General features: G+C 41.2%; 8 protein-coding genes. All 8 read left to right on the forward strand.

The window, feature by feature from the left end:
* Nucleotides 1-40 precede the first annotated feature (40 nt).
* The 8 genes from QR40_RS25435 (at nt 41) to QR40_RS25470 (ending at nt 12968) form a co-directional block, all read left to right on the forward strand.
* Nucleotides 41-1075, forward strand: a complete 1035-nt coding sequence (locus tag QR40_RS25435) for an AraC family transcriptional regulator (RefSeq protein ID WP_044297396.1) — start codon at nt 41-43, stop codon at nt 1073-1075.
* Between the two features lie 143 nt (nt 1076-1218).
* The gene (locus QR40_RS25440) at nt 1219-5418 is read left to right on the forward strand and encodes a family 78 glycoside hydrolase catalytic domain (protein WP_044297402.1); all 4200 of its coding nucleotides are present in this window, start codon (nt 1219-1221) and stop codon (nt 5416-5418) included.
* A 148-nt stretch (nt 5419-5566) separates the two neighbouring features.
* On the forward strand, nt 5567-7663 hold the full coding sequence (locus tag QR40_RS25445; protein ID WP_081999055.1) for an EAL domain-containing protein: 2097 nt from the start codon (nt 5567-5569) through the stop codon (nt 7661-7663).
* Nucleotides 7664-7948: 285 nt separating this feature from the next.
* The gene (locus tag QR40_RS25450; RefSeq protein ID WP_027295154.1) at nt 7949-8944 is read left to right on the forward strand and encodes a LacI family DNA-binding transcriptional regulator; all 996 of its coding nucleotides are present in this window, start codon (nt 7949-7951) and stop codon (nt 8942-8944) included.
* Nucleotides 8941-10341, forward strand: a complete 1401-nt coding sequence (locus QR40_RS25455) for an ABC transporter substrate-binding protein (RefSeq protein ID WP_044297403.1) — start codon at nt 8941-8943, stop codon at nt 10339-10341. Before QR40_RS25450 ends, QR40_RS25455 begins: the two co-directional genes overlap by 4 nt.
* Nucleotides 10342-10405: 64 nt before the next feature.
* Entirely contained in the window at nt 10406-11314 is a 909-nt protein-coding gene (locus QR40_RS25460; protein WP_027295152.1) for a carbohydrate ABC transporter permease, read from the forward strand.
* Between the two features lie 125 nt (nt 11315-11439).
* A complete protein-coding gene (locus QR40_RS25465; protein ID WP_027295151.1) occupies nt 11440-12255 on the forward strand; it encodes a carbohydrate ABC transporter permease in 816 nt (271 codons plus the stop codon).
* Between the two features lie 41 nt (nt 12256-12296).
* Entirely contained in the window at nt 12297-12968 is a 672-nt protein-coding gene (locus tag QR40_RS25470) for a PIG-L deacetylase family protein (protein WP_027295150.1), read from the forward strand.
* Nucleotides 12969-13003: the final 35 nt, after the last annotated feature.

Consider the following 13003-nt stretch of genomic DNA (forward strand, 5'->3'; position numbering starts at 1 on the left):
AAGTATATGAATTTAAAAATAAATACAGGCAGGTAATTGTATGAAAACCTATGAAAAACTTCAGTTACTGGCTGAGGAAATGAAACATAGACACCTGAATAGAAACAGTATGCCAGGAAAGCGCAAGAAAGATACCGGGGAGGAAAGAATGGTGCCTTTCTTTTGTAAAGAGTCAGGGGCTGTGTATGTGACAGTTGATTTTTTGAAATCGTTAGGTGAAAAGAGAGATTATTTTTTTGACAATGAAATCAGTGAGCCTTTTGAAAGGAGATGTGCCTGGGCACAGGAGGTGAAGCACCAGCACAAGCATGCTTATATTGAGGCATTTTATCTGATCAGGGGTGAAGCAGTGCAGAATATTGGTACAAAATCATTTCAGGTTAAGGAGGGAGAATTTTGGATTATGAACACTTCAGTTTCTCACTGCATTGTACTTAAGGATAAGAATGCACTGCTTATGAATATACTGATTAGTGAAGAATGCTACCAAAAGATTGTAACCCAGGTGGTGGATGCACACAATCCCCTATACCATTTTTTAATGAATGAGCTTTATGAAAATGAGAAAAGACCTGAATTTCTGCGTTACAAAATTGAAAAAAATGCAATGATTGAAGAAGATTTCTGCAGGATTATTGGAGAAGTGGAGGCAAATAGGCCTTTTATGCAGCAATTGATGGAGAATGTTCTTGCAAATATTTTTTTAGAGGTCTCCAGGCTTGAATTATTTCAGGCAGAGAGTTGTAAAAGGATAAAGAAGTCCCTGGATATTTATCAGGTCATGGATTATATCAGCAGGAACTATAATCAGGTGACGTTGAATGACCTGGCTGAGCAGTTTTACTACACCCCTGCATATATCTCCAGCTTTTTACGCCAGCAGACCGGGATGAATTTCCGGAGTATGGTCTGTAAGCTGAAACTGGAGAAGGCAAGGGAAATGCTGGCTAATACAAATTGGTCTATTGAACAGATAGCGGAGACTATGAACTATAGTAATAGAAAGCATTTTGAAAAGTCTTTCCAGGAATTGTTCTATCTGACACCTTATCAATACCGGAAGAATCTGAATTAGAATCGGAAGAATATGAATTAGAGATGAATGACCCGTATCAGAGGGTATTTTTCCCTATCTCAAAGGGTAGAAGACGAAGGTGCAGTCTTTTACAATATAGGTATGGTTTTAAATAAACCAAAAGAGAAAGGGAGGGCTTTTTGATGCGAAAAATAGTAAAACAAAGCTTTGCGTATGTTTTGGCGGCAGCAGTTGTAACTGGTTCAATGCCGGCAGCAGCTATGGATGTCTTTGCTGCTGAGGCAGAGAATCAGCAAATGGCTGGCATTAGTCTGGAAACGACAAGGATTGTAAATTTAAAAACGGAAGGGAAAGAAAATCCAATAGGTGTAGATGTAAGCAGTCCAGTATTTTCATGGCAAATGACATCGGATGCAGTAGGAGTTTCTCAGGCATCTTATCAGTTAATAGTAACAAAAGCAACTGATAATACAGTGGTGTGGGATACAGGTGAGGTAAATTCGGAAGATTCGGCAGCGGTCAGCTATGAAGGCAGCAGTCTGGAAGCATGCACCGAATACAACTGGTCTGTTATAGTGAAGGACAATTTTGGAAATGAAATTGTGTCTGGTCTGGCACAATTTGAGACATCACTCCTAAGCACGGAGCTGAGTGCCTGGGACGGCGCAGAATGGATAGGGGCGGATGAATTGTCTGTAGACGCTGCAGCTTCCACACTGTTTAATATTACTACAAAGGTTCAGATTCCCAGTGGAAGCACAGGGGCATCGGTTATTTTTGGTGCGGACGATTTCCGCCTGAAAAACAAGTTGTTCAACATAGATATGATGGAAGGGGAAAATTACTTCCGGGTTGAGCTGGACATCTCCCAGGTAAATGAGAATGGCGGTGCGGCGATTAATATTTACCGTGTGGGATATTTTGACGGAGATACAGAGGATCAGCCTTTTATGGTGATAAATAAGGCGAATAACCCGGTTACTAATCTGGATGAACTGATTACAGATGAAAATAAAAATGAGCAGCATACATTGGAGTTTAATGTTGTTACCAGTACATTGACGATCTCTGTTGACGGCCAGGAGATAGCAGTCTCAGAGCCTACAAACGGCGGCGGTACATCCGGAAGTATTGTACTAAGTAAATTAGGAAATTCTAATGCTATGACATTCCCGAATCTGAATTCGATTGGCTTTGCAGCAGATGCCGGACAAAAGGCTGTGTTTACAGATTTTGAGCTTCAGAACCCGGGATTTGGGACAGGCACGTTGTTTGGTGAAAAGACGGGAGCATCTTATAATATATGGAAGGATAAAGAAGGAATTACGTTAGAAGGGAATAAAATAACAGTAGAGGGAACGGACAAAGACGTTGTAGCCTATGGCGATCCTTCTTATGCATCAGAGCCGTATCTTCGCACAGATTTTTCGCTGGACAGCCAGATAGAGTCGGCAAGGCTCTACATGGGGATTCAGGGAATTGGGGATTTTTACATCAACGGAGAAGAAGTAGCCCCGGATGAGTGGTTTAAACAGGGTTCCATGGAATATCGAGAGGAAATCGGTTACAATGTATATGATGTTACAGACTACCTTACACAGGGCGAAAATGCTATGGGGGCAGTACTGGGTGAGGGCTGGTGGACAGGCCATGCATGTACTTTTTCTGACAGTACATACAATTATTATGGTGACCAGGAAGCATTGCTTGTAAAATTGGTTGTGAAATATATGGATGGAACCAGTGAAACAATAGTAACAGATGATGATACATGGCAATATTTCGGAGACGGGCCGGTTCGCCTGGCATCACTGTTTGAAGGAGAGCGTTACGATGCAACAAAGGAGGCCGAAATTGAGGGCTTTACAAAGGCTGATTATAACCCAGAGGCGGCAGGTTGGAGAATGGCAGAGGCTGTTGAGACAAGAAGCCCGTTTGCTGATCAGGATCTGGTAGTTCGCCATGATGACGAAGTTCATGTGATCAATACCCTGAGTGCCGATTTAATTGGAGAAAACAAGTCAGGAAGCGGAAGTTATATTTATGATTTTGGTGAGAATGTAGCCGCGGTTCCCCAGATTACAATTCCTTCTGAATATGCAGAAGAGGGAGAAACAATTACAATCCGGGTAGCTGAGATGCTGTATCCGGAATTGGAGGAGTATGGTGATTTGGCAGGAAACCTGCTTCAGGAAAATTATCGTGCGGCTCTGACGACAGATTTTTATACTATGAAGGACGGAGAGCAGACATATGTACCGGATCTTACGTTCCATGGTTACCGATACATAGAAATAACAGGACTGAGAGAAGCTCTGCCCGCAGAATATGTAAAATCACTGGTGCTTTCTTCTATTGAGAATACAGCTACCTTTGATAGTTCAAACGATCTGGTAAATCGTTTATTTATAAACGGACAAAATTCAGAAGCAAGTAACTATATCACACTGCCTACCGACTGTCCCCAGAGAAATGAACGTATGGGATGGATGGGTGATGCAAACGTTTATGCGCTTGCAGGAAGTTATAATGCAAATACTTATCAGTTTTTACGGCAGTGGTTGAACTGTGTAAGGCAGACACAGGGCGCGGATGGAATGACAGGGCATGTCTCGCCTAACTATCCTGCGTATAATCTGGAGACAGGTGAAGTTAAGGTAGGGGGAATGTCTTTTGGTATAACCTGGAACAGTGCAATTGTATTTATACCGTATTTTTTGTATCAGCAATATGGAGATACGACAATTGTACAGGAAAACATGGACGCAATATACGCTTACATGGAGAATCTGGAGGGCAAACCTTTAAGCTTTGAACTAAATGGGGCGAAGTACACGGAACCGGCGCTTACCTCACAGACAGGTTTTCTGTGTGACCACCTCTCTGTTGTAGACACAGATGGGGCAATGCTTGGTAATGCTATGTATGTCTACTGTCTGGAGTCTACGGCGGCTATGGCGAAAGCTCTCGGGCAGACAGATAAAGCGGAAAAATATACAGCCATGCATGAGGCGGCAAAAGAAGCATGGAATCAAATTTATATTGATTCTGAAACTGGTAAATCTTGTTCTGCAAATGGAAGTATTATTCATACACAGGCATCCTATGCTTCACCAATTAATTACGGCGTAGTAAACGAGGATAATCTGGACCGTTACCTGGAAAACTACATTGATACAATAGAGCACCCTGTTGCAAATGACGGATCATCGCTGATACCATACACGATCACAACTGGGTTTAATGCAACGCCTAATTTATTAAATGCGCTAAGTGATCATGGGAGATCAGATGCAGCGTATAAGATGTTCGAGTGTACAGATTATGCATCCTGGCTTTATCCGGTAACGCAGGGGGCCACAAGCATCTGGGAGAGATGGGATTCCTATACGCAAGAGAATGGTTTTGGTGGTAATAATAGTATGAACTCCTTTAACCACTACTCTCTGGGAGCAGTTACTTCCTGGATGATGGATTCTCAGCTTGGAATCAAATATGATGAAAAAGCACCAGGCTATAAACATTTTATTTTACAGCCAACAGCCGGTGGATCTTTTACTTATGCAAATGGTACTTTTGACTCCGCCTATGGAACAATTTACAGCGGATGGACAGCAGATAGTAAAGAGATGACCGCCTATGAAGCAGTTGTCCCTGCTAATACGACAGCAACCTTATACCTTCCTGTAAATAAAAATCAGTCAGATTGCATGGTACTGCCAGAAGGGGCAGCATTGATTGGGTTTGAGGAGCACAATGGAATGAAGTGTGCGAAGATTGAATTGTTATCCGGGACTTATTCCTTTGATATTCCAACAAAGGAGGATGCAGCGGCAATAATTAGCCAGAAGGCGCAGGAAAAGGCAGAAGCGGCAAAAAAAGAAGCGGAAGAAGCAAGAAAAGAAGCGGAAGCAGCTAAAAAAGAATCAGTAGAGGCGAATAAAAAGGCTGAGGAAGCCCGGAAGGCAGCAGAAGCTGCAAAAAAAGAATCAGGTGAGAATAGCGCTAAGGCAAAAGCAGCGCTGGAAGCAGCACAAAGAGCAGAGAAGATTGCTGAAGAAGCGCGGGTTAAAGTGGAAAGGCTTGAGTTTAAGGCTATAAAACCTTCGGTAAAGACTATAAAAAGTACAAAGAAAAAATATGTAAAGGTGACATGGAAGAAAGTTAGCAGTGCTGATGGATACATAATCCAGTATTCCTTGAAGTCGAATTTTGCCGGTAAAAAAAGTCTGACAATCAAAAAGAGAACAACGTTAACAAAAACAAATAAGAAATTAAAGAGCGGTAAGAAATATTATTTCCGTATTAGAGCCTATAAGACAATCGGCGGAAAAAAAGTTTATACCAGTTATAGTAACAAGAAAAGTGTAAAGGTGAAATAAATAAAGAGTAAAAAAGTTGCTGCCGTCCTGCCGATTAACCGTAGGCGGCAGCAATTTTTTGTGTTATACTAACAGCCAGGAGTATTAATTATTCGTTGTATCAACGTGCGGACAGAGTTACTGATATTATGAAAGAGGTTACTGGATAATGAAGATGAAAAAGAGGATGAAATTACATAGTTCCCTGTATGGTCTTGCAATTAAGCAGGGTTTGAGCCTGGCAATTCCGTTCCTTTTAATAGGGTCGTTTGCTCTTTTATTAAATACTTTTCCCTGGGAGGCATACCAGAACATGATTCAAGGGGTTCTGGATGGAAAACTCGTGGAATTTTTTACGGTAATTTATAATATTACGCTGGGTTCTTTAGCGCTGATTTTGATTTTTACCATAAGTATTTCTATCGGGAAACTATTTGGAAAAGAAGACCTGAATTTTTATCCTGCAATAGCTATCTGTTCTTATCTTGCTTTTATAGGAGGACTTCAGAATCAAAAGGAGCATATTTTCGGTGCAGAATGGGTTTTTACGGCAATGTTTATAACCGTACTCTCCTGTGCCATGTTTCGGCAGGGGATGAACTTTTATAATAAATTTGAAAAACTGCATACGATAGGTGCGGATTATATCTTTAATCAGGCGATGAGAAGTCTGCTTCCGTCTGTGGTTATCATTATTTTGTTTACCGCACTGGGGATAGGGCTGAGAGTATTGATGGGTGATGGAAACATCATGAATTTCGGTTCCTATTTGTTTTTGCAGCTGTTTGAAAAAATAGGAGGAAATATTCTGGGTGTTATTCTGTATATTTTCTTTTCCCATCTTTTGTGGTTTTTTGGAATACATGGAACGAATACTCTGGATGCTGTGGCTAAAAGATTGTTTGAGCGTGGAATTGATGTTAATCAGGCATTAATTGCATCCGGCGGACAGCCAACAGAAATATTTTCCAAAACTTTTCTGGATGTATTTGTTTTTATTGGCGGCTGCGGTACGGCGCTATGTTTAATTATTGCGTTGTTTATTGTTGCAAAAAAGAGCCATAATAAAAGGCTCGCACAGTTTTCCTGTGTACCGGTGCTGTTCAATATCAGTGAGATTGTGGTATTCGGCTTCCCGGTAATATTTAATCCGATTATGATCATCCCGTTTATATTGACACCCATTGTTATGGCCGTCATAAGCAGTATTGTAATGGGTCTGGGATTTGTGCCCCTTGTAACTCATTCGGTAGAATGGACTTCTCCCGTGCTTTTAAGCGGATATACGGCCACCGGTTCCGTTGCGGGAAGTATTTTACAGCTGGTAAATATTGCAGTTGGGGTTTTTATTTACATTCCTTTTGTGAAAAGAAGCGAGAAGAGACAGACGGAAGATTTTACAAATGAAGCATTGATGATACAGAAAGATATGCAGGTGGGGGAGGAGAAGGGAAGGATTCCCGGATTTTTGTCGAATTCGTATGAATATAATTATGCGGCAAAGACATTGGCAGTGGATCTGAATAATGCCATGAAACGCAGCCATTTGAAGTTGTTTTACCAGGTTCAGGTGCAGCGGGATGGAGCGGTCTACGGAGGGGAAGCACTCCTAAGATGGAAGCATCCGGTTGCGGGATACATATCACCTCCGCTCCTGATTTCCCTGGCGGCCCAGTCAGGATTCTTAAGCAGTCTAGGGTATTATATTATTGAAGAGGCATGCAGAAACATCGAGGAGATTCAGAAGGTATATGAGAAACCAATTCATATTTCTGTGAATTTATCCCCGCATCAGTTGGAAGAAGAGGATTTTGTAGAGAAAGTCCGGGAAATTGTTGGAAAGTACACGCTGGGAAATGTAATTCTTGTGTTTGAAATAACGGAGAGGGCTCTTTTTAGCACCACGGCTGTTATGATTAACCGGATTGAGCAGCTGAGAGCAATGGGGATCCAGATCAGCATGGATGATTTTGGAATGGGACACAGTTCTCTTACTTATTTGCAGGAAAATGTATTTGAAGAGGTGAAGCTGGACGGCAGCCTTGTAAAGCAGCTGATGAATAATAAGCGTTCTGAGAATATTGTTCTGGGTATTATTCAGATGGCTAAATCTCTGCATTTTAAAGTTGTGGCGGAGTTTGTGGAGACAGAAGAGCAAAGGGATGTTCTGGCGAGGCTTGGCTGTAATATTTACCAGGGGTATTTGTATGGTAAGGCTGAGCAGCTAGAAGTATTTTTAGAATATTTACAGTCTACAAATGGATGAGAATAGGGTAAATCCCTATTCTCATTCATTTTTTTGTAAAGATTGCAAAACGTGTCGGTCAGCAGCAGGAGAATTGATTTTTTATAGAATTATATCTAAGACAGCGGATACAAAATGAGTGTTTGTTAATGATAAAATATGAAACATATGAAAGGATAATGAAACATATGAAACAATGTTGACGCTGTTATTTTCATAATATATAATAAATTTATCATAAAAACAAAGAAAAAATGTAAAAAATTGTACTATTTATACAATTAACAAAGGAGGGGAGGTGATAAAATGGGGTCAACTATACGAGAAGTAGCTCGTAGGGCTGGACTGTCGCCGGCAACTGTATCAAGGTATTTTCATGGAACAAATGTTGTTTCAGACGATGCATCAAGAAGAATCGAGGAGGCTGTAAAAGAACTGCAGTATATTCCGGTTCATAAACATATGGACCCTGGAGTGATCGCAGTTTTGATACCGGATCTGAAGCTGGCATATTTTAGTGAAGTATTAAAAGAGATACTGGAAGCAGCACCCAGATACCGCTATCGGCTGGTATTTATTCCTACATCATCAGAGGATGAGAGCTATAAATTATTTTTCAGAGAGCTGAATATAACAGGTGTCATTTATCTGGAAGAAAATATGAACTGTAATATGATGAATTACATAGCTGCCAAGAATATCAAAATGGTTATGTTTGGCGGGATCAGCTCAGATGTCCGATGTAAAATGATTCATATAAACGATTTATCTGCAGCATATGAAGGTGCAAAATACCTGTTGGAATTGAGACATGAAAAAATATTGATTCTATCTGATTATCCAAAAAGTATTAGTTCAGGATTTCAGAGAATAACGGGATGTAAGCGGGCTTATGAAGAGTTTGGGGTACCATTTGAAGCTGAGTTTGCAAAATATGGAGAACTGACCTATGAAAATGGATACTGGCTTACGGCACAGGCTTTGCAGAAGGGTTTGGCTTTTAGTGCCGTGTTTGCTTTTAGTGATGAAGCAGCAATGGGAGCAATCAGTGCACTTTATGAAAATGGACTGCGTGTGCCGGAACACATTTCCGTACTTGGTTTTGATGGAATCCGTATGTCAGAGCGTATTACACCGAAACTCACTACTATTGCACAGCCTATCAAAAAAATGGTTGAACTTACACTTAATACCTTTTTAGACCTGGAGAAAGATGAAAATGTGGAAATTACAATTCCATATGAAATTTTAAAAAGGGGAACCTGCAAAGAATACAGTAAGAAGATGGAGGAAGGAAAATGAACAAGAAGAGAGTGTTATGTTTTACGATGGCAGCAGTAATGGCAGGCATGTTGGCAGCCTGCGGCAACACCGGTACAAGCAGCGGTAATAATACCGGAAAAGAGGAAACTTCAAAAACGGAAACAAGCAAATCGGAAACAAGCAAAGAGGAAACGAGCAAAGAGGAAACAAGTAAAGACGAAACAGGCAAGGTAGAATCAGGAAAATCGGAAAATGGGGACAAGGTAAATATATCATTCTCTCTATGGGACGAAGTGCAGAAACCCGTATTTGACGAAATTGCTGCGAAATTTGAGGAGGAGCATCCGGATATTCATGTGGATGTACAGCTGACACCCTGGTCCCAGTATTGGACGAAACTGGATGCGGCTATGGGGGCAGACAGTGCAGCGGATGTCTTCTGGATGAATACCTATCTTCCTAAATATGCAGAAGCAGGGGTTCTGGAACCACTAGACAGCTATATTGAGAAAGACGGAGTTCAGTTGAGCGACTATGCAGAGGTAGTTACCAAGGCTTATAATTATAAGGAAGTGCAGTATTGTATGCCTAAGGGTATGGATACGGTACAGGTATTCTTCAACAGATCAATTTTTGATAAATACGGAGTGGAAGTTCCAAAGGAAGGATGGACCTGGGATGATATGACCGCAGTGGCTGAGCAGCTAAAGGAAAAGATTTCAGAACAGGAGTCTGATGAATATCCCATCCTAATGGAATTAGATCCACAACCTTCGTTCTTTAACTTTATTGTCCAGAACGGCGGATATGTACTAAGTGAAGATAATAAAACAGCCGGATTTGATCAGCCGGAAACAGTTAAGGCATATCAGGATATTGTTGATTTAATGGATAAGCAGCTTATGCCCGGCAGTGAAGTGCTTTCGGATACCAAAGGTACTGATCTCTTCCTGTCTCAGAAAGGAGCGATATTATTTATGGGATCATGGAAAGCAGCTGTACTTGATGAAGCCAGTTTTGCTTCCGATATCGGCACAATTGCCATGCCAGAGAAGGATGAAAATAACCATAGCGTGATTGGGGGATTAGGATTTGCAATGAATGCGGCAAGCAAAGAAAAGGATGCGGCATGGGAATTGATAAAATATCTCTCAGGAGAAGAATCTAATAAAATGCAGGCTGAGGCAAAAATAGATATGCCGGCGCTTGTCAGTGCACAGCAGTACTATACGCCTAATTTTAAGCATGTAGATGCAAATATATTTTATGAAGCTGCAAAAACAGGTGAACTATTTCCTACATCTCCAAGCGTTGCGGATTGGCTTCCGTCCGTAAATGAAATTTCTGCAAAGATATTTGCAAAGGAGCTTACACCGGAGGAAGGATGTCAGCAAATGCAGGAAGTCACCCAGAAAGCATTGGACAGTGAATCATAATAAAATTATCGGGGCGGACCGGCTGGTCCGTACGCCGCCCCAATGACCAGTTGGGGGATATGGTATGAAGACACACAAAAGTACCAAAGGAAAAAGAAAAAGCAAGGAAATGCTGGCAGGATATCTAATGATATTACCGTTAATGGCAGGCGTGGCTGTTTTCTTTATCGGAGCATTTTTTCAAAATATTTATTATAGCTTTACAAACAAATCCAGTTTTGGCATCCCTAAATTTGTTGGATTTCAGAATTACATTCAGTTGTTTCAGGATGCGGATTTTTACAGAGCGTTGGTCAATACACTTCTATATGTGGTAATATGCGTACCTCTGGTTGTTGTTTTAGCGGTATTACTGGCAGTGCTGTTAAATACAAAAGTGAAAGGAATTGGTTTTTACAGAGTTTGCCTTTTTTTGCCTGCAGTTACCTTGCCTGCAGCTATCGGGCTGCTGTGGAAATGGCTGCTGAATTATAAGTTTGGTCTGGTCAATGAAATACTGGGAACTCTGGGAAAAGGGCCAGTTGCATGGCTTTCGGATTCAAAAATCGTGCTGGTTTCTATTTCTTTGGTATTTATATGGGCAAGCGTTGCTTATCAGGTGATTATTCTGCTTGCGGGACTCCAGGGGATACCCGTCTGTTATCATGAAGCAGCGCGTATTGATGGGGCAAATGGAATAAAAAGATTCTTTAAAATTACGCTCCCGCTTCTTTCACCATCTATTTTCTTTGTCTGTGTTACCACGATGATTAATGTATTTCAGATTTTTGATTTCATTTATTTAATGATACCCCAGGGAAGCAGTGGAACAGAAGCGTCCCGGTCTCTGGTGACCTACTTCTTTGAACAGTCATTTGTGAAATTTCATAAAGGATATGGTGCAGCAATTAGTCTGATGTTGTTCCTGCTGATTCTGATTATTACGGCAGTACAGTTGGTCTGCCAGAAGAAAATGGTATTTTACGATGATTGACAGTTTTAGGCCTGCTTGGAATTTCATCCATCTGCACGATACACTGCATTATATGTACTTTTGACAGGAAGGATGAAATAAAGAATGATGGTTTGCAAGAACTATATGGAAAGGGGTAATACGGCATGAAAAGTAGAAAATGGCCGTTACATCTGCTTCTGGTTCTGTGTGTGGTAATCACAGTAGGACCATTTCTGTGGATGATATTGACATCGTTTAAGACATATGAAGAGAGTATTCAGATTCCGCCGACTATCTTTCCCCAGGTGCTCACCTTGGAGAGTTACAAAGAGGTAGTACATAAGTTTCCATTTTTAGATTTTTACCGTAATACCTTTGTAGTACTGTTTTTTACAATTACAATTGAATTGGTGATTTGTTCTATGGCGGCATATGCTTTTGCAAGGCTGGAATTTCCTGGGCGGGATGTTATTTTCATTATTTTACTGGCGCTGCTTATGGTACCAGGACAGATCTTTTTAGTTCCCAATTATGATATTATGGTGAAGCTGGGGCTTGCGGATACCGTAACAGCCTTATGGATTCCAAAAGTTTTCAGTGCATTTGGAACCTTTATGCTGCGTGAATTTTTTAAGGGACTCCCAAGATCTTTGGATGAAGCTGCAAAATTGGATGGCTGCAGTTACTTTCAGATTTACTATAAGATTCTGCTTCCTTTGATTAAGCCGGCATTGTCTTCTCTGGCGATTCTGACTGCAATCTCGACTTTTAAAGATCTGATGTGGCCTCTGATTGTGAACAATGCTATGGAGAAAATGACACTTTCCGCAGGGCTTGCAATGCTGATCGGAGAACACACAACGTATTATCCGCAGGTCATGGCAGGGGGGATCATTGCAGTCTTACCTATGATTCTGATTTTCTTCTTATTCCAGAAACAGTTTGTAGAAGGGATTGCAGCGACAGGTGTGAAACAATAGAACAACCGGCAGTTTAAAATACTGTGAGGGAGGAGAAATATATGATTGATATTCTGGCAGTCTGCGCCCACCCGGATGATTTGGAGGTGTGTGCAGGAGGAATTTTTGCAAAAGCAAAAAAAGAAGGATGGACAACGGGGCTGGTGATTATGACGAGGGGTGAGTCCGGAGGATATGCAGAACAGAGTACCCGGGAAGAGGAGGCAAAGCAGGCAGCATCAATTCTGGGATTAGATTATTTTGAAATGTTAAGCTTTCCAGATGCAGGACTGGAATTTAGGAGAGATGCAGTGGAAGCACTGATTCCTCATTTAAGGGCATGTTCTCCGCGTTATATCTTAACGCTTCATGAGAACGATTACCATCCGGATCATGTGGCTGTTTCAAGAATTACCCGGGATGCATGTTTTACTGCAGGTCTTAAAAAATATTCCACAGATGGAACCGATTGGCATTACGATGCAATTTTTTATTTCAGTGCAGACAGACGGACAAATAAAAGAAGACCGGATGTTTATGTGGATATTACAGACGTTATGAATGTGAAGGAAGATGCATGCAAAGCACACCACTCTCAAAATATACTGCCTTTTGCCCTGGAGATGGCTAGAGAATACGGAGCAAGTGCAAATTGTGCTTACGCGGAAGGCTTGTATCTGGAGCAGAGCATAACGCTGGACAGTATCACAGGATTACTCAGAAAAAAACAGTAGATATTTTAGGAGAAGCGGATGAAACAGCAGCCTTT

Origin of the sequence: Robinsoniella peoriensis, assembly GCF_000797495.1 — a bacterium.
Classification (GTDB): Bacteria; Bacillota; Clostridia; order Lachnospirales; family Lachnospiraceae; genus Robinsoniella; species Robinsoniella peoriensis.

Excerpts from the sequence above, each read along its gene's own strand:
- QR40_RS25450 (WP_027295154.1), top strand. The coding sequence starts at position 7,949 with ATGGGGTCAACTATACGAGAAGTAGCTCGTAGGGCTGGACTGTCGCCG.
- QR40_RS25455 (WP_044297403.1), top strand. The coding sequence starts at position 8,941 with ATGAACAAGAAGAGAGTGTTATGTTTTACGATGGCAGCAGTAATGGCA.
- QR40_RS25465 (WP_027295151.1), top strand. The coding sequence starts at position 11,440 with ATGAAAAGTAGAAAATGGCCGTTACATCTGCTTCTGGTTCTGTGTGTG.
- QR40_RS25440 (WP_044297402.1), top strand. The coding sequence starts at position 1,219 with ATGCGAAAAATAGTAAAACAAAGCTTTGCGTATGTTTTGGCGGCAGCA.
- QR40_RS25460 (WP_027295152.1), top strand. The coding sequence starts at position 10,406 with ATGAAGACACACAAAAGTACCAAAGGAAAAAGAAAAAGCAAGGAAATG.
- QR40_RS25470 (WP_027295150.1), top strand. The coding sequence starts at position 12,297 with ATGATTGATATTCTGGCAGTCTGCGCCCACCCGGATGATTTGGAGGTG.
- QR40_RS25435 (WP_044297396.1), top strand. The coding sequence starts at position 41 with ATGAAAACCTATGAAAAACTTCAGTTACTGGCTGAGGAAATGAAACAT.
- QR40_RS25445 (WP_081999055.1), top strand. The coding sequence starts at position 5,567 with ATGAAGATGAAAAAGAGGATGAAATTACATAGTTCCCTGTATGGTCTT.